General features: G+C 70.4%; 27 protein-coding genes and 2 pseudogenes. 14 read left to right on the top strand and 15 right to left on the bottom strand.

Annotation, left to right across the window (positions count from 1 at the left end):
• The first annotated feature begins 77 nt into the window (after positions 1-77).
• Complete coding sequence (locus ASC60_RS23715; RefSeq protein WP_055554203.1) at positions 78-824, top strand: MerR family transcriptional regulator; 747 nt, start codon at positions 78-80, stop codon at positions 822-824.
• Positions 825-842: 18 nt separating this feature from the next.
• Here the strand turns inward: ASC60_RS23715 and ASC60_RS23720 are convergent, their stop codons facing one another.
• Both ASC60_RS23720 and ASC60_RS23725 read right to left on the bottom strand, forming a co-directional pair.
• Entirely contained in the window at positions 843-1,094 is a 252-nt protein-coding gene (locus ASC60_RS23720) for a DUF397 domain-containing protein (RefSeq protein ID WP_055554205.1), read from the bottom strand.
• Positions 1,091-1,903, bottom strand: coding sequence for a helix-turn-helix transcriptional regulator (locus tag ASC60_RS23725; protein WP_055554207.1), 813 nt, complete (start codon positions 1,901-1,903; stop codon positions 1,091-1,093). The genes ASC60_RS23720 and ASC60_RS23725 overlap by 4 nt, the downstream gene beginning before the upstream one ends.
• Positions 1,904-2,008: 105 nt before the next feature.
• Between ASC60_RS23725 and ASC60_RS39555 the strand changes: the two genes are divergently transcribed.
• From ASC60_RS39555 to ASC60_RS43100, 8 genes and pseudogenes are all read left to right on the top strand, one after another.
• A complete protein-coding gene (locus tag ASC60_RS39555) occupies positions 2,009-2,560 on the top strand; it encodes an ATP-binding protein (RefSeq protein ID WP_234357094.1) in 552 nt (183 codons plus the stop codon).
• On the top strand, positions 2,505-2,885 hold the full coding sequence (locus ASC60_RS23730; RefSeq protein ID WP_234357095.1) for a hypothetical protein: 381 nt from the start codon (positions 2,505-2,507) through the stop codon (positions 2,883-2,885). The genes ASC60_RS39555 and ASC60_RS23730 overlap by 56 nt, the downstream gene beginning before the upstream one ends.
• Positions 2,886-2,964: 79 nt before the next feature.
• A complete protein-coding gene (locus ASC60_RS23735; protein WP_055554208.1) occupies positions 2,965-3,207 on the top strand; it encodes a hypothetical protein in 243 nt (80 codons plus the stop codon).
• Positions 3,179-3,703 carry a DUF6879 family protein gene (locus ASC60_RS23740; protein ID WP_055554210.1) on the top strand — a complete coding sequence of 175 codons (525 nt, stop codon included), beginning with the start codon at positions 3,179-3,181 and terminating at the stop codon, positions 3,701-3,703. The genes ASC60_RS23735 and ASC60_RS23740 overlap by 29 nt, the downstream gene beginning before the upstream one ends.
• 13 nt (positions 3,704-3,716) lie before the next feature.
• Entirely contained in the window at positions 3,717-4,568 is an 852-nt protein-coding gene (locus ASC60_RS23745; protein ID WP_055554212.1) for a helix-turn-helix transcriptional regulator, read from the top strand.
• 102 nt (positions 4,569-4,670) lie between these two features.
• Positions 4,671-4,802, top strand: a complete 132-nt coding sequence (locus ASC60_RS43775; protein ID WP_267892819.1) for a hypothetical protein — start codon at positions 4,671-4,673, stop codon at positions 4,800-4,802.
• Positions 4,799-5,992, top strand: coding sequence for a methyltransferase domain-containing protein (locus ASC60_RS23750; protein ID WP_234357096.1), 1,194 nt, complete (start codon positions 4,799-4,801; stop codon positions 5,990-5,992). The genes ASC60_RS43775 and ASC60_RS23750 overlap by 4 nt, the downstream gene beginning before the upstream one ends.
• Before the next feature lie 132 nt (positions 5,993-6,124).
• Positions 6,125-6,307 (top strand): annotated as a pseudogene (locus ASC60_RS43100) (hypothetical protein); the annotation flags it as partial.
• Positions 6,308-6,311: 4 nt separating this feature from the next.
• On the opposite strand, the gene ASC60_RS23755 reads toward ASC60_RS43100, so the two are convergent.
• The 3 genes from ASC60_RS23755 to ASC60_RS23765 form a co-directional block, all read right to left on the bottom strand.
• Positions 6,312-7,316 carry a MerR family transcriptional regulator gene (locus tag ASC60_RS23755; protein WP_055554214.1) on the bottom strand — a complete coding sequence of 335 codons (1,005 nt, stop codon included), beginning with the start codon at positions 7,314-7,316 and terminating at the stop codon, positions 6,312-6,314.
• A complete protein-coding gene (locus tag ASC60_RS23760; RefSeq protein ID WP_234357097.1) occupies positions 7,303-7,980 on the bottom strand; it encodes a HEAT repeat domain-containing protein in 678 nt (225 codons plus the stop codon). The genes ASC60_RS23755 and ASC60_RS23760 overlap by 14 nt, the downstream gene beginning before the upstream one ends.
• A gap of 504 nt (positions 7,981-8,484) precedes the next feature.
• Positions 8,485-8,925 (bottom strand): hypothetical protein, encoded by a 441-nt coding sequence (locus tag ASC60_RS23765; RefSeq protein WP_234357098.1) that lies wholly within the window; start codon positions 8,923-8,925, stop codon positions 8,485-8,487.
• Here ASC60_RS23765 and ASC60_RS23770 point away from each other — a divergent pair.
• The 4 genes and pseudogenes from ASC60_RS23770 to ASC60_RS23785 form a co-directional block, all read left to right on the top strand.
• A pseudogene (locus tag ASC60_RS23770) lies at positions 8,906-9,214 on the top strand (aldo/keto reductase); the annotation flags it as partial. The gene ASC60_RS23765 and the pseudogene ASC60_RS23770 overlap by 20 nt on opposite strands.
• A 187-nt stretch (positions 9,215-9,401) precedes the next feature.
• Entirely contained in the window at positions 9,402-10,601 is a 1,200-nt protein-coding gene (locus ASC60_RS23775; protein WP_055554220.1) for a TerD family protein, read from the top strand.
• 134 nt (positions 10,602-10,735) lie between these two features.
• Positions 10,736-11,026 carry a hypothetical protein gene (locus ASC60_RS23780; protein WP_055554222.1) on the top strand — a complete coding sequence of 97 codons (291 nt, stop codon included), beginning with the start codon at positions 10,736-10,738 and terminating at the stop codon, positions 11,024-11,026.
• On the top strand, positions 11,008-11,421 hold the full coding sequence (locus tag ASC60_RS23785; RefSeq protein WP_055554224.1) for a PIN domain-containing protein: 414 nt from the start codon (positions 11,008-11,010) through the stop codon (positions 11,419-11,421). Before ASC60_RS23780 ends, ASC60_RS23785 begins: the two co-directional genes overlap by 19 nt.
• A gap of 186 nt (positions 11,422-11,607) precedes the next feature.
• Here ASC60_RS23785 and ASC60_RS23790 read toward each other — a convergent pair whose 3' ends face one another.
• From ASC60_RS23790 to ASC60_RS23800, 3 genes are all read right to left on the bottom strand, one after another.
• Positions 11,608-12,630, bottom strand: a complete 1,023-nt coding sequence (locus ASC60_RS23790; protein ID WP_055554226.1) for an LLM class flavin-dependent oxidoreductase — start codon at positions 12,628-12,630, stop codon at positions 11,608-11,610.
• Positions 12,631-12,682: 52 nt separating this feature from the next.
• Entirely contained in the window at positions 12,683-14,104 is a 1,422-nt protein-coding gene (locus ASC60_RS23795; RefSeq protein ID WP_055554228.1) for an alkaline phosphatase PhoX, read from the bottom strand.
• Positions 14,105-14,391: 287 nt separating this feature from the next.
• A complete protein-coding gene (locus tag ASC60_RS23800) occupies positions 14,392-15,909 on the bottom strand; it encodes a hypothetical protein (protein ID WP_055554230.1) in 1,518 nt (505 codons plus the stop codon).
• A gap of 261 nt (positions 15,910-16,170) precedes the next feature.
• On the opposite strand from ASC60_RS23800, the gene ASC60_RS23805 reads away from it, so the two are divergent.
• Positions 16,171-17,991, top strand: a complete 1,821-nt coding sequence (locus ASC60_RS23805) for an endonuclease/exonuclease/phosphatase family protein (protein WP_055554232.1) — start codon at positions 16,171-16,173, stop codon at positions 17,989-17,991.
• Between the two features lie 179 nt (positions 17,992-18,170).
• On the opposite strand, the gene dapD is transcribed toward ASC60_RS23805, so the two are convergent.
• From dapD to sufC, 7 genes are all read right to left on the bottom strand, one after another.
• Positions 18,171-19,163: a 2,3,4,5-tetrahydropyridine-2,6-dicarboxylate N-succinyltransferase gene (gene dapD, locus ASC60_RS23810; protein WP_055554429.1), complete on the bottom strand. Its 993-nt coding sequence runs from the start codon at positions 19,161-19,163 to the stop codon at positions 18,171-18,173.
• A 184-nt stretch (positions 19,164-19,347) separates the two neighbouring features.
• On the bottom strand, positions 19,348-19,890 hold the full coding sequence (locus ASC60_RS23815; RefSeq protein ID WP_055554233.1) for a TetR/AcrR family transcriptional regulator: 543 nt from the start codon (positions 19,888-19,890) through the stop codon (positions 19,348-19,350).
• Positions 19,890-20,210: a multidrug efflux SMR transporter gene (locus ASC60_RS23820; RefSeq protein ID WP_055554235.1), complete on the bottom strand. Its 321-nt coding sequence runs from the start codon at positions 20,208-20,210 to the stop codon at positions 19,890-19,892. The genes ASC60_RS23815 and ASC60_RS23820 overlap by 1 nt, the downstream gene beginning before the upstream one ends.
• A gap of 112 nt (positions 20,211-20,322) precedes the next feature.
• Positions 20,323-20,673: a metal-sulfur cluster assembly factor gene (locus tag ASC60_RS23825; RefSeq protein ID WP_055554236.1), complete on the bottom strand. Its 351-nt coding sequence runs from the start codon at positions 20,671-20,673 to the stop codon at positions 20,323-20,325.
• Entirely contained in the window at positions 20,670-21,134 is a 465-nt protein-coding gene (sufU, locus tag ASC60_RS23830) for a Fe-S cluster assembly sulfur transfer protein SufU (RefSeq protein WP_009718822.1), read from the bottom strand. The genes ASC60_RS23825 and sufU overlap by 4 nt, the downstream gene beginning before the upstream one ends.
• A gap of 10 nt (positions 21,135-21,144) precedes the next feature.
• Positions 21,145-22,401, bottom strand: a complete 1,257-nt coding sequence (locus tag ASC60_RS23835) for a cysteine desulfurase (RefSeq protein WP_055554238.1) — start codon at positions 22,399-22,401, stop codon at positions 21,145-21,147.
• Positions 22,398-23,162: a Fe-S cluster assembly ATPase SufC gene (gene sufC / locus ASC60_RS23840; protein WP_055554240.1), complete on the bottom strand. Its 765-nt coding sequence runs from the start codon at positions 23,160-23,162 to the stop codon at positions 22,398-22,400. Before sufC ends, ASC60_RS23835 begins: the two co-directional genes overlap by 4 nt.
• Positions 23,163-23,166 lie beyond the last annotated feature (4 nt).

A 23,166-nucleotide genomic window follows, 5' to 3' on the forward strand; every position in this document is an offset into this window, starting at 1 on the left:
GTCAACACCGGCGCGGTCGAGGCTTGACCATGCCCCAAGGGCACGGTCTTGAATGGATCGCGGGAAAGGGCACCCCGATGACATGGAGCACACGTCAGCTGGCCGAACTCGCCGGCACGACACTGAAAACCGTCCGGCACTATCACGAGATCGGCTTGCTGGACGAGCCGGACCGAGCGGCCAACGGCTACAAGCGGTACGGCGTCACGCACCTGGTCCGCCTGCTGCGCATCCGCAGGCTGGTCGACCTCGGCGTACCGCTGTCGGACATCCCCTCGGTCGAGGCCGCCGACGAGAGGTCCGAGGAGATCCTCCGCGTCCTGGACGCGGAACTCGCGGCGAGCATCGCTCGCCAGCAGCGGATGCGACGGGAACTGGCGGCGATCCTGGACAACCGGGCCTCGATCGACCTTCCGGCGGACTTCACGACGCTCGCCGACGGTCTGCCGGAAGCGCAACGCTCCCTCCTGCTGGCGTACTCCAGCATTCTCAACCCCTCGGCGATGTCCGCGCTCCGGGAGCAGCTCTCAGGGCCGCGCAGCGATGTCGCCGCGCAGTTCGAGGCCCTCCCCGAGGACGCGCCCGAGGAGGTGCGGCGGCACATCGCGCGACGCCTCGCGCCCGAAGTCCGCGAACAGCAGAAGGACCACCCGATCCTGCGTGACCTGGAAGCCTCCTCCCGCCGGGGAGCGGCGATCACCCAGTCGGTGATCGTGAAGGCATTGACCGAGTTCTACAACGAGGCCCACCTCGACGTTCTGCGCCGCGTGCACGCGTTGCTGGCGGAGGACGACGACGGTCCAGCCTGCCGCCGCGAGGGCTGAACAGGCTGGACCGTTGGTTCAGTTGTGCGCGGCGAACCCCACGAACGTATCCCACGCGGTGGCCGGGAACGTCAGCACCGGGCCGGTGGTGTCCTTGCTGTCACGGACGTGGATGGTGCTCGGGCACGCGGCGACCTCGACGCACTGGCCGCCCTCACCCCCGCTGTAGCTGCTCTTACGCCACTCCATGGCGACCTCGACGCAGTTGCCGCCCTGGCTACCGCTGTAGCTGCTCTTGAACCAGACCAACTCGCCTATGCCCCTGTTCATAGCTCTCCCAGCATCCCCTCGATGAGGTCCAGCGACTCCCGTGGATTGAGAGCCTGGGCCCGGATGATTCCATACCGTACGGCGATGGAGCGGACCTCTTCCCGGTCGGTAATCAAAATGCCGCGCCCCTGACCTTCCAGGTAGGCGACCTGCTCCCCCTTCTTGGGAACCATCAGCGTGAACGGGCCGTCGATACCGGCGTTGTCCTCCCGGGCCGTCGGCATGACCTGGATCTCGACGTTGCGCTTCTCCCCGATGAGAAGCAGCTGCTCCAACTGTCCGCGCAGAACCTTCCGTCCACCATACGGCTTGCGCAAAACCGACTCCTCCATGACGAAGCTCATGATGGGAGCGGGATTCGCGCTGAAGACCGTCTGGCGGGCCAGCCGTGCGGCCACGCCCTGGTCGATGATTTCCTGACCCAGCAGGGGGCGCCGCAGCACGAACATCGCGTTCGCGTAGTCGTCCGTCTGCAAGAGTCCGTTGATGACGTGGGTGTCGTACACATGCATCTCGACAGCTTCCGCTTCGATCTGCGCCGCATCACGGAAGAACGCCGGGTAACGGGCCAGCGCGGCCTGTTCCTTCATCGTCTTGAGGATGCCCCCGGCACTCAGCACCTCATCGGCTTTATCGATCAGATCCGGCTTCGGGATGCGGCGCCCGCACTCCACCGACGCGATCTGGTCCGCGCTGTACCCGACGCGTGCCCCCAGTTCCGCCTGCGTGAGTCCCGCTCGCTCCCGGAACAGCTTCAACTGCCTGCCGAACGCCCTCGTGAACGCTGACGTGTTATCCGAACCTGCCATTGGGTCACCACCCCTGCCCATCGCGCCCTCGCGTGTCCGACAGACACTGTCCGTACAGGCGCGCTTACTGGTCACGGTAGGCACACGACCGCCACCCTCGTTGCCATGACGACCGAAAATCCCCCCTCACGGGGTACGACGCAGGGCCAGCTCCCCTCCGTACCCGGCGAGTTCGCCATGCGCTTCACCTCGACGCCGCGCGGTGCGCGGCTCGCGCGGCGGCTCGTATCGCACCGGCTGGCCGCGTGGGGGTACCCGTACGATTCCAGCCCCAACGAGATCACCACGCTGATCGCCAGCGAGCTGTGCGCGAACGCGGTGCGTCACGGACGCGTCCCCGGGCGGGACTTCCACGTACGGCTGACCGCGCCCCTGGACGCGTCCGGCCCGATCCGTATCGAGGTCTCCGACACCCGCACCGAACGGCTGCCCGCGCTCAAAGCGGCGGCGCCGGAGGCGGAGACGGGCCGTGGTCTCTTCCTCGTATCGCAGTTCGCCGAGCGGTGGGCGGTCGGGCCACGGCCCAACGGCGGGCCCGGGAAAACTATTTGGGCTGAGATCGCAACAAAATATGGGTCGCCCGCGCCTATCGTTGGCGACCATGGAACAGCGGATACAAGCCGCCCTGCGCGTGGAGATCAGCGCCGAGGCGGATGATGGGGATCTCGCGATCCACGACCTGTACCGGTGGCTGCGGCAGGACAAGGACGTCCGCGCGCACGCCGATCTGAACATGCTCCCGGCCCACCCGCACGGAAAGCTGGAGATCATCGATCTGGTGGTCACCCAGGGGCTCGGCGCGCTGAACCTCGGGCTGTCCTACGCCGCGTGGCGCGCCGCGCGCCCGACCGCGCCCGCCGTCGTCATCAGCGCCAACGGGCGGTCGATAACGGTGCGCGGGGAGTGTGACGCGGAGACGGTGCGCCGCTTCGTGGAGGCGATGGAGTCCGCTTCCGCCCCCGTGGCGGAAGCGGACGGCTGACCGCTCGGCCTTGACGGCCTCCGCCTCCCGGGTGACAGTCGTGGAACGTCATAGAACCCACAGGAGAGTGGAGCGAGTCATGGCGTTACGGTTCATCGCCAAGGACCCGAACACCAACGGGACACAGTGCCCCACGGCCTGGGTGGACGACGAAGCGGAGGAGATCGTCGTTCAGGGATGGAAGGCCGGGGAAGCGCTCTTGGCTCAATGCCGGGAGACGGGTCCGATCCCCGAGTCGGAATCGGTGGTACGGCTGCCCATCCGCATGGTGCCCGCACTGAGAGAGGCGTGTGATGTCGCAGACCGACTTGGCATTCACTGAGCTACTCGCCAACACGTACCATTCAGCCGTCCATCTGGAGATGCGCGACTCCTATGGAATCGGGGAGGAGGCGGCGGAGTTCGAACAGTGGTGTTCGGGCTGGCGGCCCGATCCGGACCCGGCCACGTGGTGGAACGACTTCCACACCTGGGTCCGCGAGGCGACGGCCCGGGGCGTGGTGTTCCGCCGGGCACGCCTCGTATCCGAACCGGTCAGCGAGTACATCCGATACGAACACGCCTGCACATACCAGAACGTGACGGCCGGGGAGCTGGTCCGGTGGCTTCCACGCCGCCAAGCATCGGACATCGCACTTCCTGGAAATGACTTCTGGCTCTTTGATGGTCGTCTGGTCATGTGGAACCACTTCACCGGTGAGGGTGGTTCGGCCGGGCCGGAGCTGGACGAACGCCCGGAAGCGGCGAAGCTGTGCGCGTCGGCGTTCGAAGCCGTCTGGGAACGTGCGACGCCACACGAGGACTACACGATCCGATAGACCTGTTCAGCACATGCCCGTGTCTCCGTCATCAAGCGTCCAGGCTGCCCGTAGGAGCGTTGCCGACCGACTCCGGGAGCTACGGAGGGACGCGGGCCTGACCGGCCATGGCTTGGCCGAGAGGGCCGGTTGGTACAAGTCCAAGGTGTCCCGGCTGGAGAATGCCGTGACCCCGCCATCGGACGACGACATACGTCGATGGTGTGCCGCGTGCCGGGCGGAGGACCAGGCCCCCGACCTGATCGCGGCGGCCCGCTCCGCCGACAACATGTATGTGGAGTGGCGGCGTGTCCAGCGCACGGGGCTGCGCAGACTCCAGGAGTCCTACGCCGCTCTCTATGAGCGCACACGGCTTTTTCGGACCTACTGCGCCAACGTCGTCCCCGGCGTCCTCCAGACGCACGAATATGCCACGGCCCTGCTGCGGTCCATCAGTCAGTTTCACGAGACACCGGACGACGTGGCAGACGCGGTAGAAGCTCGGCTGGCCCGCTCGGCGCGCGTCGTGCGCGAGGGAGACCACCGGTTCGCACTGCTCGTGGAGGAGTCGGTCCTCCGCCATCGTGTGGGTGACACGGAGACGATGGCCGGCCAGTTGGGCTATCTGCTGTCCGTCATGGCGTTCCCGTCCGTCTCTCTGGGGGTGATTCCGTTCACCGCCGAACGCCGTATGTGGATGATCGAGACCTTCACGGTCTACGACGACGAACAGGCCGAAGCGGAGTTGCTGACTGCCCGCGTGAACGTGACCGCACCCACTGAAGTGCGCCAGTACCTGAAGGCGTTCGGGGAGTTCTCCCGTCTGGCGGTCTACGGGGGCGACGCGCGGGCCCTGATCACCTCCGCCATCAGCGCCCTGGAGTGATCCGCGTGGAACTCTGTGGAACTTCCTTGGGGTGGCCCCACCGCCATCCCTAGCGTGCTGCTCACCCAGCACAACCGACCGATGAGGAGCGGTGAGACAACGATGAGGGTAAACATCAACCTGAACGCCCAGGGCGACGACGACAACACGCCCGGCCAGCCCTGGCAACCCCCGCAGGACCCCCCGAGCCCCGACGGTTCCAGCCCCGAGGGCGACGGGAAGCACCGCAAGTGACACTGGACGTTCTGCGTACGGACCGCCCCAGCCGCAAGGAGCTGGGGCGAGTCCTCATGGAGTCCGGCGCCCTCTCCTCGGATTGGGCGCCGACATTCGCGGCCGTGGACCGGGCCATGTTCCTCCCGGATCTCATCTGGCCCTATGACATGACCACCCGCACGAGTAGCCCCGTCGACCGGCAGAAGGACCCGGACGCCTGGTACGACGCCGCGGACAGCGACATTCCCATCGTGACCCAGTGGGACGACGGGGCACACCGGGGCCCCGGCCCCGGGGAACTGTCCACCAGCTCGTCGTCCATGCCGTCCGTCGTCTATTCCCTGCTCCAGGACCTCGGCGTGGAGGACGGATTGCGGGTGCTGGACGTGGGCACGGGCACCGGGGAAACGGCTGGGGCGCTCACCCACCGGCTGGGGCGCGAAAACGTGACGACGATCGAGGTGGACGGGGCGGTGTCCGCGGCGGCCCGCGAATGCCTGTGCAGGCATGGCCTGTACCCCCAGGTGGTCGTGGGCGACGGGTTCGAGGGCTGCCCGGACGCGGCTCCCTATGACCGCGTCCTTGCAACGGTCGGCATCCGCAGCGTGCCCACGGCGTGGATCAACCAGACCCGGCCCGGCGGGGCCATCCTCGCGCCCTGGGGCACGTTCTACAGCAACGCGGACGCCATGGTTCGGCTGACGGTCACGTCAGGGGTGGCCACGGGCCCTTTCACTCGCTCCGTGGAGTTCATGAAACTCCGCGCACAGCGCGGCCCCACGACCCGTCATGACGACTACCTGTCGGCTGGACACCTGGAAGACGCGGAGCGGAGCGCCACGGACATCACGGAGGAGGAGTTCGTCACCGGTCGGTTCACGGACCTGCCGTTCGTGCTCGGTCTCCGGGTGTTCCAGTGCCGCCAGGCCGTAGCGGTCAAGCGCGACGGCGCGCGACCCGTGTGGTTCTACGGCCTGACGGACAGCTCCTGGGCGTGCGTGATGTTTCGGGACGAGGAGGCGCGAGCCTCCGTCTGGCAGTCAGGGGCCCGGCGCCTGTGGGACGAGGTGACCGACGCCTACCGCTGGTGGAAGCGCCGGGGTTCTCCTGAGCTGACCCGCTTCGGACTTACGGTCACCGCGCACGGTCAACGCGCGTGGCTGGACGATCCGGCACAGGAGTCATGGCCCGTGTGCTCCCCTGACTGACACCCTCGCAGTACCGGCCCGGCCGTGCAAATCCCGGTGGCGCATGGGCGGGCCGTTGTCCTCGGCCACCGATTCCTCCGGTCCCGGGCCAGGTGACCCCGGGCCTTCGCAACGCACCCCCAGGGGCTCGGCGCGCTGAACCTCGGGCTGTCCTACGCCGCGTGGCGCGCCGCGCGCCCGACCGCGCCCGCCGTCGTCATCAGCGCCAACGGGCGGTCGATAACGGTGCGCGGGGAGTGTGACGCGGAGACGGTGCGCCGCTTCGTGGAGGCGATGGAGTCCGCTTCCGCCCCCGTGGCGGAAGCGGACGGCTGACCGCTCATTCGCTGCCGCGCAGCGTGAGGATGTACGTCGCGGTGAGCGCGACGGCGCGGTCGTCGTCATGCGACAGATCCGCGAGGGCACGTGACGCCAGGCTCCCGGGGATGTCCGCGAGCGCCTGGGTCAGCCGTCGACGTGCGGCCGCTCCGACGGCGGCTCGGGCGAGGCAGTCGACGAGCCCGGTGGCGATCTGATTCGCCAGCGCGGGATCACGCGCCAGCGTGCTCAGCGCGTCGGCCGCGTCGACGTCGTTCCGCTCCTCGACGATCATGTCGATGAGCGTCGGGACCGCGTCGGCCACTCCCCGCGCCCCGAGCGCCAGAGCCGCGTACCCGCGAACCACGACGTCGGGGCTCGTGAGGGCGTCCCGCAGCAACGCGGTCGCCTCGTCGTTCGGAATCTCGGCGACGCACTGGACGGCACGCTTGCGCACCTCGGCCTCCGGGGAGCCGAGGCCGTCCGCCAGCAGTGCCGGCCCGTCCCCGCCCGCCTGCGCCAGCGCCCAGCGGAGGGCCCCGGCCACATGCGGATCCGATTCGCTCAGCACGGCCTCGACCAGTGCTTCCACCGGCACGGGCACGTCCTCGACCGCCGACAGGGCCGCGCGCTGCCGCGCCGCCGCGCTCGTCGACCCCAACGCCTGGAGGAGCGCGACGGTCTGGAGGACGTCCTCCCACCCGGCGGGTTCCGCGGCCCCGATCCGACGCAGTCGCGTCAGCAGCTCCGTCTCCGCCGCGATACGGTCCCGCGTCTGGCGGATGAGGTCGTCGACCAGCTCGGCGGGCGCGAAGCCGGGGTCATCGAGCGTGCGCCTGACGTCGCGCAGCGACAGCCCCAACGACCGCAGGCTCTCGATATGGAAGATCCGCCGGATGTTCTCGCTCGAATACTCCCGATAACCGGAGTCGGTACGGCCCGTCGGCCGCACCAGGCCGAGCGATTCGTAATGCCTGAGCATGCGGGCGCTGACCCCGGCACGCCGCGCGACATCACCGATCAGCACTGCCTGCCCCCGCCCCTCCTGAGCCGCCCGCGCCGAGGGCCACGACGCGCTTCGCCTCCTCCATCGCGAACTCGAACCCGGCGTCCGGGTCGCGCCACAGCCGTTCCGTGGCGATCGCGTGTGCGCGCACGCGAGGGTCGGGATGGGTCGTCGCGGCGTCCAGCGTCGGCAGCATCACCTCCCCGAGCGCGATCAGCGCCCGGCTGAGGCTCAGCCGCGTCTCGCGCCCGCCGCGCCCGAGCTGTGTCGCCAGCCCTGCGGCCAACTCGCGCTCCTCGCCTTCAGGTACGAGCACGACCGCCGCCCGCCAGGCGCTGCGGGCCACCTCGTCGTCGGCGTCGGCCAGCAGCGCCGGTGTGATCACCGGCCAGGCTCCCCGATCCCCGATCTTGGACAGGGTGTGCAGCGCCTGGCTCCGTGCCTGCGCACGCTCCGAGCGGACTTCGGCGCACAGCACCGGGACCGTCATCGCCGCCGCGTGGCGGGTGAGTGCCCACGTCAGCATCTCGCGCACGGAGAATTCGGCTTCGATCGCGCACCGCTCGACGAGCGTGCCGATGAACCGGGGGTCCGGGGTCGTGCCGACCGCCAGCGCCGCCCGCAGCCTGACCGACGCGTTGTTGTGTTCGAGCCCCTGAAGAGCGCGTGCCGTGTTCGTGTCCACATCCGCAGTCAAGACCTTGTCACCGTGTCAAGGTCAAGCTCACAGGCTCGTGGGCCCTTCGAGGGCCTGCAGCATCCCCGCGGGCAGCCGTTCGGTGCCCCAGCTGCGCTCGATGTAGCCGATGATCCGCGCGATGTCTTCGGCGGGCACCCGCTCCGGTTCGCCTTGCTCAAGCGGGTCGGCGTGGAAGATGTAGAGCCGCGAGGCGAACTGGTCGAACGGCAGTGAGGCCTCGCCGAACCGCTCGCCGTTGCCCGCGGTGGAGACGACGACGCCGTCGCCCCAGTCCTGGCCGCTGTCTCGATTTGCCGCACAAGCCCCTCGCGCCCGCGCGCGTGCCCGCGCGAAAACCTGCTCCCCACTACCGGCGCGGCCTCACCCGGCTTCGCTCCGACCAGCTGACCGAAATACTGGGCGCGGTCGGAGCGCTATCGACGCTCTGGGGGCCGGCTTCACGATGCGCTACACCACTCTGGCGGCCACCGCCGTCCGTACCCGCCCGGCTCACCGCGCGCACAACCGCTCCAAGGCCGACTGGCTCTCCTCGTCCGCGGCGCGGTGGATCACCAACCGATGGTCCGGATCTTGAAGTGGCATCAGCACTTCGAAATGCACGGCGATCACACCGACCTCAGGATGCCGGATCACCTTGCGCCCGCGGCCGTTGACCTTGACGTCCCGCTCGGCCCACAAGCGCGCGAATTCCTCGTCATGAGCGGTGAATTCGGCGATGAGGTCGGTCAACGCCCGATCCTCCGGATGCGCGGCCCACGCGGCGCGCAGGTGGGCGATCCCCTCCCGCACGACGCGTTCGCGGTCGACATAGAACTCACGCACCTCCGGATGCATCAGGCACAGCCACATCGCATTGCGCCGCGAGGGCGGAAGGGTGCCGAAATCCAGCAGCAGCCTCGCCATTTCGCCGTCCGAACGCAACCTCGCCATCGTGGACGTGGTGAAGGAGGTCGCCGCGGAGCTGGGCCGCACACCCGCCCAGGTCGGGCTGGCCTGGACCCTGCGGAACCCGGGCGTGACGGCACCGATCATCGGCGCCCGCACCCCCGCGCAGCTGGAGGACAACCTGGGCGCCTTGGAGATCGACTTCACCGCCTCCCAACTGGCCCGCCTCGACGGGGCCGGCGCGCCCGAACTCGGCTTCCCTCACGACATGCTCGCCAGTGACCACATCCGCGGTGTGACCGCGGGTGACCTGAAGATCGAAACCCGCCGCTGATACTCGCGGGCGCCGGCTGTCGGTCGCCGGGCAGGTGCTGGAACCACCAACCGGTGGCCACCGATGACGCGCGAGGGCCGCGCCCCCACGACGCAGCCGCACCAGGACCCGGCACCCGGCACCCGGCATTCGCACCAGGTCAAGGAACTGTAAAGCAGGGACGTTCGTTACCCCGGACATGACCGCTATGACTCCCGGCTCGAACCTCCCCCTCTCCGTCGCGCGCGTGGCGGTTGACGTCACCGCGCCCGTGCGGCTCGACGTATCGGGCCTGCTGCTCACCGCCGACGGCAAAGTGCGCTCCGACGACGACTTCGTGTTCTACAACCAGCCCACCGGCCCCGGCGTGAGCCACCGCGCCGGGGCCGGGGGCGGTGGTGACGCGATCACCGTCGACACCGCCGCCGTTCCGCCGGACATCGACAAGATCGTGGTGACGGCCAGCCTGGACGCCCCCGGCGCCACCTTCGCGGGCACCGAGCCGACCGCCACCGTGCGCGGGGCGGACGACGGCGCCGTGATCGCCACGTTCACCCCGCCCCAGCTGGGGGCCGAGACGGCGCTCGTGGTCGTCGAGGTGTACCGGCGGGGCGGGGCCTGGAAGGTGCGGGCCGTGGGGCAGGGCTATGCGAATGGTCTGGCGGGCATCGCGACGGACTTCGGCGTGACGGTGGAAGAACCCGCCGCCCCGGCCGCCCCGGCCGCGCCCGCCGCGCAGCCCGCGCCCCCGGTCACCCACGCGCCCCCGCCGACCGGCCCGGCGGCCTCCGTTCCGCCGCCGCCCATGCCGGCGGCCCCGCCCTCCTCGGGGAAGATCAACCTGGACAAGGGCCGGGTGAGCCTCCAGAAGAACCAGACCGTCTCCCTGGTCAAGGGCGGTCGCCCCATGCTCAGCTCGGTGAGGATGGGCCTGGGCTGGGAGCCCGCCTTCCGTGGCGCCGACATCGACCTGGACGCCTCCGTGATCGCCTTCGGCGCCGACCGCAAGAAGATCGACGCGTGCTTCTTCGGCAAGCTGGCCATCCTGAACGGCGCCATCCAGCACTCCGGTGACAACCTCACCGGCGAGGGCGGCGGCGACGACGAGTCCATCACCGTCCACCTGGGCGGCCTCCCCCCGGAGGTCACGGGCCTCGTCTTCACCGTCAACTCCTTCTCCGGCCAGAAGTTCACGGACGTGGCCAAGGCGTACTGCCGCCTGGTGGACGCCCAGACGAACGAGGAGCTGGTCCGCTTCGACATCACCCACGCCGAGCCCCGGACGGGCGTGATGATGGCGAAGCTGATCAGGCAGTTCTCGGGCGAGTGGGAGATGACGGCGATGGGCGAGTACGTGGACTCGCGCACGGTGCGCGGGATGGCGAAGCCCGCGGGCAAGGCCCTCTGAGTCCCGGGCGGGGTGCGCCCCCGGCGGGCTCGGCCCGGTCCCGCACCGGGGGGGCGCACCGAGGCAGACCCGCAGCTTCGGCCGTTCCGTCATGCGCAAGCCGCATTATGAAGCGGATTGCTAAACTAGGGCACGTGGCAGAAGAAGCGGCAGAGCCCGGCCTCGGCGAAGGCCCGGCCAAGGCGATCAGCGTGTCCCTCCCCGAGGGCACCGTGCGGGCCCTGCGCGACTACGCGGGCAATCGCGGGGTCTCGGCACTCGTCGCCGTGGCCATCGAGGAGCATCTGCGTAACCAGGCCACCCGCGAATACCTCGCCGAGTTCGAGGATGAGAACGGCCCGTTCACCGGCGCGGAGCGTCAGGCGGCCGCCGACGTCTGGGCCGCGGCCGAGCGTCGGGAGTCCCGGTGGCACGAGGCCGTCTGACCGGGGGCGGCTGCCTCGTCCTGGACAGCCAGGGACTGTCGCTGTACCTGGAGCAGGACCGGGCCGTGATGAACATGGTGCGATCGGCGCTGGATCGCGGTGCGGACCGGGTGGTCAGCGGCGCCACCCTCATCGAGGCCCAGCATGGGAGCATCAAACGCGCACGCTGGAACTACGTGCTCTCCCAAGTCCGCGTGGAATCCCTCAGCGTGGACTGGTCGAAGGAAGCCGCGCTCCTGCTCCAGGAGACCGGTTTGCACGGCCACAAGTACGCCATCGACGCGATGGTGGCGGTCACGGCGCTGCACCAGCCCGGCCCTGTGGTCATGCTGACGTCGGACACGGACGACATGGAAAAACTGTGCGGGGGCCGGGTCACTCTCGTCGCCGTCTGACCGGAAAAAACGGGGCGCGCCCGGCCGCGCCGCCGCAGTACGGTCCCGGCCATGGGCCATGACGACGAGGACAGGTACTTCGCAGAGAGCGTCGCCGCGACATACGACGAGTCGTCGGCAGAGATGTTCGAGCCGGGCGCGGTGGACCCGGTGGTCGACCTGCTGGCGGAGCTGGCCGAACCCGCGTCACACGGCGCTGAGCGGCGCCAGGCCGGCCAGCCTCGCCAGGCGGCGGTAGGAGTCGAGCAGGGCGTCCTGGTCGTACGTACTCGTCGTGACCAGGACCTCGTCCGCGCCGCTGCTCCCGATCAGCTCATCGAGCGCGGCGGCCACCTCGTCCTCCGTGCCGTACAGCTGGCCCCGCAGCCCGTCCTCGTAGAAGCCGCGCTCCTTCTCCGTCATGTCCAGCGCGGCGATCTCCTCCGGCGGGGCGAGCGGGGGGAAGCTGCCGTGGGTGCGGGAGTGGGCCATCGCCCAGGCCTCGGGGACGAGGAGGCGGCGGGCCTCTTCCGTCGTGTCGGCGACCGCCACGTTGCCCGAGACGACGACGTACGGGGCGGACGACCACGCCGAGGGGCGGAAGCCCGCCCGGTAGCGGTCGATCGCGCGGAGCATGCGGTCCCTGCCGCGCAGATCGCCGATGACGAGAGACAGCCCGGCCTCGGCGGCCACATCGGCGCCCGCGCCCGTCGCCAGGACGAAGGCGGGCAGGGTCAGGCCCTCCGCCGGGTGGGCGTGGACCTGGGGGTAGGCGCGCTGCTCACCGGTGAACCAGCCCAGCAGCTCGGCCAGGTGCGCGCCGAAGTCCCGCGCGGCGTCCTTCTCGGCACCCAGGGCGCGGCGGATGCCGTCGGTGAAGCCGACCGAGCGGCCGAGCCCCATGTCGATGCGGCCGGGGTGGAGGGAGGCCAGCACCCCGAACTGTTCGGCCACCACCAGCGGGCGGTGGTTCGGCAGCATCACACCGCCGGTGCCCACCCGGATGCGGTCCGTCGCCGCCGCGACGGCGGCCGCCAGCACGGTGGGCGCGGACCCGGCGACGCCGGGGACGCTGTGGTGCTCCGAGACCCAGAACCTGTGGAATCCCAGAGCCTCGGCCTGCCGCGCGAAGCCCACGGTGTCGCGCAGCGCCTGGGACCGCTCCCGCCCCTGCCGGGTGCGGGAGCGGTCCAGGACGGAGAAGGGCACGTTACGAAGGCGCGAGGTCACCTACGCGTCAACGCAGTCGCCCGCCCCCGGGATTCCCCGCCGTGAAGGCCGCTCAGCGCTGACGGCGCCAGGGGCCGGTGATCGCCAGCATGATGCCCGGCTCCTGGATGTTGGCGTACAGGGTCGCCCCGTCGGGCGAGAAGACCACGCCGGTGAACTCGCTGAACTCCGGCTCCTCGGCCGAGCCGATGTTCAGGTCGTTGCGGGCGATCGGGTACGTGCGGCCGTCGTCCGTCGCCCCGAACAGGTGCTGGACGCCCTCGCCGTCCTCGGCGATCACCAGACCGCCGTACGGCGAGACGGTGATGTTGTCCGGGCCGTCGAACGCGCCGTCCTTCGACGGGTCCGGGTTGACGCCCAGCAGCACCTTGAGGGTGAGGGTGCGGCGCTTGGGGTCGTAGAACCAGACCTGGCCGTCGTGCTGGACCGGGCTCTCCTCACGGGCGTACGAGGAGACGATGTACGCGCCCCCGTCGGCCCACCACATGCCCTCCAGCTTGCGCGCCCGGGTGATCTGGCCGTCGGCGAACTGCTTGCGGACGGGCACGGACTTGGCGTCGCGGTCGCGCACCGGCTCCCAGTCCACGCCGTAGACCGTGCCGGTCCTGGTTGCGCGGGACAGGTCGTCCACGAAGTTGCCGCCGGAGTCGTAGCACTTGGGCGCCTGGAGCACGCCCGCGTCGTCCTTCAGCGTGCGCAGCCGGCCGCGGCCGTGCTCGAAGCCGTGCGGCGGGACCCAGCGGTAGAACAGACCGTTCGGGCCGGAGGCGTCCTCGGTGAGGTAGAGGTGGCCGCGCTTGGGGTCGACGACGACCGCCTCGTGCGCGTACCGGCCCAGCGCCTTGATCGGCTTGGGGTCGCGGTTGGCCTCGCGGTCCTGCGGATCGACCTCGAAGACGTAGCCGTGGTCCTTGGTCATGCCGTTCTGGCCGGCCTTGTCCTCGGTCTCCTCGCAGGTCAGCCAGGTGCCCCACGGGGTGCGCCCGCCCGCGCAGTTGGTCGAGGTGCCCGCGATGCCCACCCACTCGGTGACGTGGTCGCCGTGCTTGGCGACCTCGACCACGGTGCAGCCGCCGGACGCCGCCGGGTCGTAGACCAGGCCGTCGATCAGCGGAACCGGGTGCGGCCAGTCCGCGCGGGGGCCCTTCAGCTCGTGGTTGTTGACGAGCAGCGTCGCGCCGCGGGGACCCTCGAAGGTCGCGGTGCCGTCGTGGTTGGACGGGGTGGACTCGCCGGATTCCAGCGTCGTCTCACCGGTCCGGGTGATGATCTTGTACGTGAAGCCCTTGGGCAGGGCCAGGATGCCCTTGGGGTCGGCGACGAGCGGGCCGTAACCGAGCCCCGCGGCGCTGCCGGTGGCCTCCGCCGCCAGGGCGCCGGGCGCGGTGCCGAGCACCCCGGCGCTGCCGACGAGGGCGAACCCGGCCCCGGTGTAGGCGGAGCGCTTCGCGAAGTCTCTTCGGGTGAGGGGCATCTTTATCTCCTGAGCGGCGAGGTCCTGGCTGCGGACGCCATGCTGGGGACTGCGCGCATAGATTTTCGTCCCAGACCGAACAGCAGTTGAACGGAACGAGACATCGACGGACCAAACGGGCCCATCGATGTCTCGCTGACAGATATCGACGCCCATGCAGGCGATAACAGATTTCGACATCTGTCATCCGTTACCTGTTGAACGTCAGCCGTTGGCCGTTGGTCGCTACCCGCTCTCCGTCATCCGCTGTCCGCTGTCCGCTGTCCGTCCATCGCCGCCAGGAGACTCTACGCCCGGGAGCGGGCCTTGAACGCGGCCTTCCGGGCCTCCTTCGCGGCCTTCTTGTCCGGGTGCAGCCGCCCCATCGCCTCCAGCACGTCGGCCGTCGCCGGGTGGTCCACCTTCCAGGCCGACTCGAAGAAGCCGCCGGACTGGTCGACCAGCCCGCGCACCAGGTCCCGCAGCTCCTCGGAGTCGTCCTCCGCGGCGAGCTGCGCGGCCAGGGTGTCCACCGTCAGCCAGAAGACCATGGTCTCCGACGGCTCCGGGATGTCCTTCGCGCCGTGCTCGGCCAGCCACACCCGGGCCAGCCCGCCCAGGTGACGGTCGTCCAGCACCTCCCGCAGGGCGGGCTCGGCCGCGCCGCCGACCAGCGACAGCGTCTGCTGGCAGGTGAGCCGGCGCAGCGGGGCGTCCTCGTCGTCGCCGCGGGCGGCGGCCAGGAGCTCCCGGGCGGCCCCGTCGGGCGTACGGCGGTCGAGCCACAGCTCGGCCTCGGCGTGCGCGGCGGACTCGGGGTGGCCGGGGAGGGTGTCCAGCAGGACGTCCGCGCCCTTGTCGGCCAGATCGCCGACGACCGGGGCGTCGACGCCCGCGTCGAGCATGCGGGAGCGGACGGCGTAGACGCCGAGGGGGGTGAGGCGGACCATCCCGTAGCGGGAGACGTCCTCCTCGTCGTCCTGCGGCTGCTGCCGCGCCGGGTCGGACTCGTGGAGGCGGACCTCCCCGTCGACCTCCTCGATCAGCGCCTCGTCCACCGGCTGGTACTCGATCAGACCGGTCGGGGCGAGCAGCCGGAACTGGTCGTCCAGCCGCACCATCGCCTCCGACACCTCTTCGAGGATGTCGTCGGTGGGCTCGTCCATGTCGTCGGGGACGACCATGGAGGCGACGAGCGCGGGCAGCGGCACCGCGCCGACGGCCGCCTCCTCGTCCATGGCGGTGAGCAGGTAGAGGTTGCCGAGGATTCCGTCCAGGAACTCGGCCTCCTCCTCCGGGTTCCAGTCGATCGAGTCGAGGTCGATCTCGCCGCCCTCGCTGATCTGGTCCACGATGTCGGCGAGGTCGGGCGCGGCGGCGTCGGCGAGGACGGTCTCGAAGCCGTCGAGCCAGATGTCGAGGACGTCCTGCGGGCTGCCGCCGGTGATCAGCCGCAGTTCCTCACCGCTGGTCGCGATGGCGGGCGCCTCGCTCTCGCCGTCGGCCACGGAGTCCACGTCGTCCGCCTCGGCCGCGTCGTCGGCCTCGGACTCCTGGATCGCGACCAGCCCGGTGTCGACGGCCAGCTGCCACGCCTGGGCGACGTGCTCGGCGCCTTCCTCGTCGGCCGCGAGGTCCAGCAGCTCCACCGCGGCCCGCAGATCCTCGGCCGACAGCACGCCCCCCACCGCCACCGGCTTTCCGGGCTCGGCCCAGCGGGCGAGCCGCACCGCGCGGGCGAGGAGCGGCGCGGCGAGCGCGTCCCGGGCGAGTTCCGCCTCGGTGCGGAGCCGCACGGGCGGCATGGTGGGGCGGTCTCCTGGCATATCGGGAAGTCTCCTCGGCCGTGGTGGTACGGAGGGCACGGGGCGCGCGGCCCGACCCCCCAGCGTAGACGGAACGCGGGGGCAGTTTCGTCCCGATGTGGCCGCCCGCCGCGTTCCCTCGCCCGTTCCCGTGTCTGTTCATTCCTCTGTCCGGGTCCGTACACCTGACCGCCCTTGACAACTGTCCTGCGGAGACAAGAGATTGACGCGCGTAGAGGCCACCTCGTCCCTCTGTTCACTCCGCATCGGAGGCCATCACTCATGTCCCCTCGCGCCCGGCGCACCGCCGTCGCCGTCACCGTCACCGCCGTCGCGGCAGGGCTGCTCGTCGGCCCGTCGTCCGCGTTCGCCTCATCGTCCGCCGACGCGGCCCGCGTCCATGACATCCAGGGCCGCACCCGGATATCCCCGCTGGCCGGGAAGCAGGTGACCGACGTCCCCGGCACGGTCACGGCGGTGCGCGCCTTCGGCTCGTCGCGCGGCTTCTGGATCCAGGACCCCCGGCCGGACGCCGACCCGGCCACCAGCGAGGCCGTCTTCGTCTTCACCGGCTCCACCACACCGTCCGTCGCCGTCGGGGACGCGGTCCTGGTCAGCGGCACGGTGAGCGAGTACTACCCGGGCGGGGCGTCGGCCGGGCTGCAGTCGCTGACCGAGATCTCCAAGGCCACGTGGACGGTCCGGTCACAGGGCAACGCGCTTCCCGCCGCCTTCCGGCTGAACCCCTCCACCGTCCCCGACCGCTACGCCCCCGGCGGCTCCCTGGAGGGCCCGGCGCTGCGGCCCCGTTCGTACGCCCTGGACCGCTACGAGTCCCTGGAGGGCATGCGGGTCGCGGTCGCCGACGCGCCCGTGGTCGGCGCGACCAACACGTACAAGGAGCTGTGGGTCACCGCCGAACCCCGCCACAAGCGCACCGCGCGCGGCGGCGCCCTCTACGACACGTACCGCGACCCGAACGCCGGGCGGCTGAAGGTCACCTCCCTGCTCCCCTACGCCGAACGCCCCTTCCCGGTCGCCGACGTCGGCGACCGGCTCACCGGGACGACGGCCGGGCCGCTGGACTACGACAACTTCGGCGGCTACACGATCGCGGCCAGTGCGCTGGGGACACTGGACGATCGCGGGCTGGAGCGGGAGAGCACCCGCAAGCAGACGTCCGGCGAACTGTCGATCGCCACGTACAACGTCGAGAACCTGTCGCCCAAGACCGCCCAGTCGAAGTTCGACCGCCTCGCCTCCGGCCTGGTCGACAATCTCGCCTCGCCCGACATCGTCGCCCTGGAGGAGGTCCAGGACGACAACGGCGCCACCAATGACGGGGTCGTGGGCGCCGACGCCACGCTGAGGAAGCTGACGGACGCGATCGCCGCGGCCGGTGGCCCGGCGTACGAATGGCGGCAGATCAACCCCGTGGACGACCAGGACGGCGGGCAGCCGGGCGGCAACATCCGCGTCGCCTTCCTCTACAACCCGAAGCGGGTGGCCTTCACCGACATCCCGGGCGGGGACTCGACGACGCCGGTCAGGGTCGTGAAGAAGGACGGCGGGGCCGGCCTGTCGGCCTCCCCGGGGCGCATCGAGCCGGGCAGTGCGGTGTGGAAGGACAGCCGCAAGCCGCTGGTCGGGCAGTTCGCCTTCCGGGGCCGCCCGGTGTTCGTGGTCGCCAACCACTTCAACTCCAAGGGCGGCGACCAGGGCCTCGACGCCCGCGTCCAGCCGCCCGTCCGGTCCTCGGAGACCCAGCGCACGGGCCAGGCCACGGCGGTCAACACCTTCGTGAAGTCCCTGCTGGCCGCCGATTCGAAGGCGGCGGTGGTCGTCGCGGGCGACCTCAACGACTACCAGTTCTCCCCGGCGCTGTCCGGCCTGACCGAGGGCGGCGTCCTGACCGACCTGGTGACGCGCCTGCCGCGCGATGAGCGGTACGGCTACGTCTACAACGGCAACTCGCAGGTGCTGGACCACATCCTGACCAGCCGGGCCCTGCGCGGCCCGGACTACGACATCGTCCACATCAACGCGGAGTTCGCCGACCAGTCCAGCGACCACGACCCCCAGGTGGTCCGCCTGCGCCCCTGACGGAAGGCTCGGCCCCGCCGTGGTGATGCTGCACGGTGGCGCATGTCCGGCGCGGCAGCCCCAGGGGCCGCCGTCGCCGTGCGGCACCGCGAGCCCCGGGCCGCGCCCGGCCCGGGGGCCCGGGGGCCGGAGCCCCCGGGTCCGGGGAGGGGCGGGGTGGGGGGCTTTCCCGACTGCCGTCAGTTGTGGGTGTGCAGCGCCTCGTTGAGGCCGCCCCAGGAGCCGGTGCGCGGCAGGACCTCGACCGCGCCGGTCGTGGAGTTGCGGCGGAAGAGGAGGTTCGTCGCGCCGGACAGCTCAAGCGCCTTGGCGATCTTGCCGTCCGGGAGGGTCACCCGGGTGCCCGCCGTCACGTACAGGCCCGCCTCGACGACGCAGTCGTCGCCGAGGGAGATGCCGAGGCCCGCCTCGGCACCCAGCAGGCAGCGCTCGCCGATGGTGATGGTCTGCTTGCCGCCACCGGACAGCGTGCCCATGATCGACGCGCCGCCGCCGATGTCGGAGCCGTCGCCGACGACGACGCCCGCGCTGATGCGGCCCTCGACCATGGAGGTGCCCAGCGTGCCCGCGTTGAAGTTGACGAAGCCCTCGTGCATGACGGTCGTTCCGGCGGCGAGGTGCGCGCCGAGCCGTACACGGTCGGCGTCACCGATGCGGACACCGGCCGGAACGACGTAGTCCGTCATCCGCGGGAACTTGTCGACGCTGGTCACCGCCAGGTGCAGACCCTCGGCGCGGGCGGCGAGCCGGGCCCGCTCGACCTGGTCGGCGGCGACGGGACCGAGCGAGGTCCAGGCGACGTTGGCGAGCAGGCCGAACTGGCCCTCCAGGTTCAGCCCGTGCGGCTTGACCAGCCGGTGGCTGAGCAGGTGCAGCCGCAGGTACACGTCATGCGCGTCGAGCGGCTTGTCGTCGATCGAGGCGATGACCGTGCGGACGGCGACGACCTCGACGCCACGGCGCGGGTCCGGGCCGAGCGCCTTGAGGGCGGTCTCGCCCAGGAGCTGCGCGGTGCGCTCGGCGTCGAGCCGTTCGGTCCCGGCCGGGCCGGGCGCGTCGGCCAGCTCGGGGGCCGGGAACCAGGTGTCCAGAACGGTGCCGTCCTCGGTGAGGGTGGCGAGCCCGGCGGCGACGGCGCCGGTGGTGCGGGTGGTGGTGGCTGCATCGGTCATGGTCAGCACGCTAACCGGAGCCGGGGCCCGGAGGCTAACCGGTCTCAGCGGACAGACGCCGGGCGGGGCGCCGGGCCCGGCCAGGGCCGGGCGGTGCCGCGCCGCCGGTCGTCAGCGGGCCCGGCCGCGGAAGGCGATCAGGAAGGTCTCGGGCCGTTCCGGCGCCCGGGTGGCCGGACCGTCTCTACACCCCGGCCACCCGGGCGAACGCCGCCCGCGCCTCCTCCCGGTCGAACTCCCGCCCGGTCAGCAGGATCTGCAGCAGCATCCCGTCGAACAGGGCGTTCACGGCGCGCGCGACGTCCCGGTCGGCGGTGCGCCGCTCCAGCAGCTCCGTCATCCGGTCCAGGAACGCGGCGGCGATCGGCCGCACCGAGGCGCGGCGCAGGGCCGCGAGATACAGCTCGTACTCCAGCTCCAGCCGCTTGCGGTCGCCCGTCAGCAGCAGCTCCATCAGCCCCGCCATGCCGTCGGCGAGCGGCGTCCCGGGGGGCGCGTCGCGCTCCCAGCGCTCCATGTCGGCCAGCCACTCGGCGTTGACCTGGTCGAGCGCGGCGACCAGCAGGTCGTCCAGGGTCGCGAAGTGATACGTGGTCGAGCCGAGCGGCACGTCCGCGGCGGCGGCCACGGACCGGTGGCTGAGCGCGCCCATGCCCCGCTCCCCCACCACCGCGATCGCGGCGTCGATGATCCGCTGCCGCCGCTCGGGGTCGTAGCGGCGCCCCATCAGTGGGCCCCGCCGAGGTTCAGCATGATCACTCCGACGATCACCAGGAGCACCCCGATCACCCTGGCGGCGGTCGCCGCCTCCCCGAGGAACACCATCCCGATCGCGGCGATGAGGGCGGTCCCGGCCCCGGCCCAGACGGCGTACGCGGTGCCGACGGGGATCGTCTTGAGCGTCTGGGCGAGCAGCACGAAGGCGATTCCGTAGCCCAGGGCGGTCGCCAGCGAGGGCCAGAGCTTGCTGAAGCCGTCGCTGTACTTCATCGAGGTGGTCGCCAGGACCTCGGCCAGGATCGCGCCGGAGAGCGTCAGGTATCCCATGTGTACGATCGTACACAACGATGCGTACGAACGTACACAAAACGTTCCGGATACGCGAAAGCGGCCCTTGGCGCACGGTGCGCCAAGGGCCGCTTTCGCGTATCCAGGACCCTCAGACGTTGAAGCCGAGAGCCCGCAGCTGGTCGCGGCCGTCATCGGTGATCTTGTCCGGGCCCCACGGCGGCATCCAGACCCAGTTGATCCGCAGCTCGTTGACGATGCCGTCGGCCGCGGACTTCGCCTGGTCCTCGATGACGTCGGTCAGCGGACACGCCGCGGACGTGAGCGTCATGTCGATGGTGGCGATGTTGCTCTCGTCGACGTGGATGCCGTAGACGAGGCCGAGGTTGACCACGTCGATGCCCAGCTCGGGGTCGACCACGTCGTAGAGGGCCTCGCGGACCTCTTCCTCGCTCGCGGGCTTGGTGGTGGTTTCCACGGTGGAATCCAGGTTCTCAGTCATGCGGTCTTCCCTTCAGCGCCGTCGCCCAGGGCCTGAGCGGTGGCGTCCTTCCATGCCATCCAGCTCAGCAGCGCGCACTTGACCCGGGCCGGGTACTTGGAGACACCGGCGAACGCGACCGCGTCCTCCAGCACCTCTTCCATCGCGTCGTCCGGCTCCAACTGGCCCTTGGACTGCATCAGCTCCAGGAACGTCGTCTGGATCCTGCGAGCCTCGCTCAGCTCCTTGCCCACCAGCAGGTCGTTGAGCACGGACGCGCTCGCCTGGCTGATGGAACAGCCCTGGCCCTCGTAGCTCACGTCCTCGATCGTCTCGCCGTCAAGCCGCACCCGGAGGGTGATCTCGTCACCGCAGGTGGGATTGACGTGGTGTACCTCGGCGTCGCCGTCCCTGAGCCCCCGCCCGTGGGGGTGCTTGTAGTGGTCCAGGATGACGTCCTGGTACATCGAATCCAGCTTCACGTGGCATCCCCTAGCCGAAGAAGTTCCGTACGTGCTCCAACCCGTCGACCAAGGCATCCACCTCGGCCGGCGTGGAGTACAGATAGAACGACGCTCGCGTGGTCGCAGGAATTCCGTACCGCAGGCACACCGGACGGGCACAGTGGTGACCCACTCGGACGGCGATGCCCTGCTCGTCGAGGACCTGGCCCACATCGTGCGGGTGGATGTCACCGAGCGTGAAGGAGATCGTGGCGCCGCGCTCCTCGGCCGTGGTGGGGCCGATGATGCGCAGATCGGGCACCTGAAGGAGCCTGCCGACCGCGTAGTGGGTCAGGGCGTGCTCATGGCGGGCGATGTCCTCCATGCCGATCGAGGCCAGATACTCCACGGCCGCGCCCAGGCCGACGGCCTGGGCGATCGGGGGCGTACCGGCCTCGAACTTGTGCGGCGCCGGGGCGTAGGTGGAGGAGTTCATCGAGACGGTCTCGATCATCTCGCCGCCGCCGAGGAACGGGGGCAGGTCCTCCAGCAGCTCCTGGCGGCCCCACAGCACACCGATACCGGTCGGGCCGCACATCTTGTGGCCGGTGAAGGCCACGAAGTCGGCCTGGAGCGCCTGGACGTCCAGCAGCATGTGCGGGGCGGCCTGGGAGGCGTCGATGACGACGAGCGCGCCGACATCCTGCGCGCGGCGGACGATCGCCTCGACCGGGTTGACCGTGCCCAGGATGTTGGAGACCAGCACGAAGGAGACGACCTTGGTCTTCTCCGTGATGACCTGCTCGATCTCGGACAGGTCGAGACGGCCGTCATCGGTGAGGCCGAACCACTTCAGCTTCGCGCCGGTGCGCTGCGAGAGCAGCTGCCACGGCACGATGTTGGAGTGGTGCTCCATCTCCGTGATGACGATCTCGGTGTCCTGGTCCACCCGGTAGGGCTCATCGGCCCAGCCGAGCATGTTCGCGACCAGGTTCAACGACTCCGACGCGTTCTTGGTGAAGATCACCTCGTCGCGGCTGGGAGCGTTGATGAAGGTCGCGACCGTGTCGCGGGCGCCCTCGTACAGCGCCGTGGCCTCCTCCGCGAGCACATGGACGCCACGGTGCACATTGGCGTTGGAGCGCTCGTAATAGCTGTTCAGCGCGTCCAGGACCTGACGCGGCTTCTGCGAGGTCGCCGCGTTGTCCAGGTAGACGAACTTCTTGCCGTCGTGGACCGTGCGGTCCAGGATCGGGAAGTCCTTGCGGATCGCCTCGGTGTCGAGGAGGCCCGGCAGCTGTGTCACTCGGAGACGCCTCCCTTCACGTACGCCTCGTAGCCCTCTTCCTCCAGCTTGTCCGCCAGCTCCGGGCCGCCGGACTCGGCGATCCGGCCCGCGGCGAACACGTGGACGTGGTCGGGCTTGATGTACCGCAGGATGCGGGTGTAGTGGGTGATGAGCAGGGTGCCGACCTGGCCGGACTCGCGGACGCGGTTGACGCCCTCGGAGACCACGCGCAGCGCGTCGACGTCGAGACCGGAGTCGGTCTCGTCGAGGATCGCGATGGCCGGCCTCAGCAGCTCCAGCTGAAGGATCTCGTGGCGCTTCTTCTCACCGCCGGAGAAGCCCTCGTTGACGTTCCGCTCGGCGAAGGACGGGTCGATCTGGAGGCGCTGCATGGCCTCCTTGACCTCCTTCACCCAGGTGCGCAGCTTCGGCGCCTCGCCGCGGATCGCGGTCGCGGAGGTGCGCAGGAAGTTGGAGACGGAGACGCCGGGCACCTCGACCGGGTACTGCATGGCGAGGAAGACACCGGCGCGGGCCCGCTCGTCGACGGACATCTCCAGCACGTTCTCGCCGTCGAGGGTGACGGTGCCGCCGGTGATCGTGTACTTCGGGTGACCGGCGAGCGAGTACGCCAGGGTGGACTTGCCGGAGCCGTTGGGGCCCATGATGGCGTGCGTCTCGCCCTGCTTCACGGTCAGGTCGACGCCGCGCAGGATCTCGCGCGGGCCGCCCTCGGCCTCGACGGAGACGTGCAGGTCGTGGATCTCAAGCGTTGCCATGGGT

The sequence above is a fragment of the Streptomyces sp. NBRC 110028 genome, from assembly GCF_001417735.1.
Classification (GTDB): domain Bacteria; phylum Actinomycetota; class Actinomycetes; order Streptomycetales; family Streptomycetaceae; genus Streptomyces.

Excerpts from the sequence above, each read along its gene's own strand:
- ASC60_RS23745 (WP_055554212.1), top strand. The coding sequence starts at position 3,717 with ATGCCCGTGTCTCCGTCATCAAGCGTCCAGGCTGCCCGTAGGAGCGTT.
- ASC60_RS23735 (WP_055554208.1), top strand. The coding sequence starts at position 2,965 with ATGGCGTTACGGTTCATCGCCAAGGACCCGAACACCAACGGGACACAG.
- ASC60_RS23720 (WP_055554205.1), bottom strand. The coding sequence starts at position 1,094 with ATGAACAGGGGCATAGGCGAGTTGGTCTGGTTCAAGAGCAGCTACAGC.
- sufC (WP_055554240.1), bottom strand. The coding sequence starts at position 23,162 with ATGGCAACGCTTGAGATCCACGACCTGCACGTCTCCGTCGAGGCCGAG.
- ASC60_RS23825 (WP_055554236.1), bottom strand. The coding sequence starts at position 20,673 with ATGACTGAGAACCTGGATTCCACCGTGGAAACCACCACCAAGCCCGCG.
- ASC60_RS23775 (WP_055554220.1), top strand. The coding sequence starts at position 9,402 with ATGACTCCCGGCTCGAACCTCCCCCTCTCCGTCGCGCGCGTGGCGGTT.
- ASC60_RS23795 (WP_055554228.1), bottom strand. The coding sequence starts at position 14,104 with ATGCCCCTCACCCGAAGAGACTTCGCGAAGCGCTCCGCCTACACCGGG.
- ASC60_RS23725 (WP_055554207.1), bottom strand. The coding sequence starts at position 1,903 with ATGGCAGGTTCGGATAACACGTCAGCGTTCACGAGGGCGTTCGGCAGG.
- ASC60_RS39555 (WP_234357094.1), top strand. The coding sequence starts at position 2,009 with ATGACGACCGAAAATCCCCCCTCACGGGGTACGACGCAGGGCCAGCTC.
- ASC60_RS23715 (WP_055554203.1), top strand. The coding sequence starts at position 78 with ATGACATGGAGCACACGTCAGCTGGCCGAACTCGCCGGCACGACACTG.
- ASC60_RS23815 (WP_055554233.1), bottom strand. The coding sequence starts at position 19,890 with ATGGGGCGCCGCTACGACCCCGAGCGGCGGCAGCGGATCATCGACGCC.
- ASC60_RS23740 (WP_055554210.1), top strand. The coding sequence starts at position 3,179 with ATGTCGCAGACCGACTTGGCATTCACTGAGCTACTCGCCAACACGTAC.
- ASC60_RS43775 (WP_267892819.1), top strand. The coding sequence starts at position 4,671 with ATGAGGGTAAACATCAACCTGAACGCCCAGGGCGACGACGACAACACG.
- dapD (WP_055554429.1), bottom strand. The coding sequence starts at position 19,163 with ATGACCGATGCAGCCACCACCACCCGCACCACCGGCGCCGTCGCCGCC.
- ASC60_RS23805 (WP_055554232.1), top strand. The coding sequence starts at position 16,171 with ATGTCCCCTCGCGCCCGGCGCACCGCCGTCGCCGTCACCGTCACCGCC.
- ASC60_RS23730 (WP_234357095.1), top strand. The coding sequence starts at position 2,505 with ATGGAACAGCGGATACAAGCCGCCCTGCGCGTGGAGATCAGCGCCGAG.
- ASC60_RS23765 (WP_234357098.1), bottom strand. The coding sequence starts at position 8,925 with ATGGCGAGGTTGCGTTCGGACGGCGAAATGGCGAGGCTGCTGCTGGAT.
- ASC60_RS23820 (WP_055554235.1), bottom strand. The coding sequence starts at position 20,210 with ATGGGATACCTGACGCTCTCCGGCGCGATCCTGGCCGAGGTCCTGGCG.
- ASC60_RS23800 (WP_055554230.1), bottom strand. The coding sequence starts at position 15,909 with ATGCCAGGAGACCGCCCCACCATGCCGCCCGTGCGGCTCCGCACCGAG.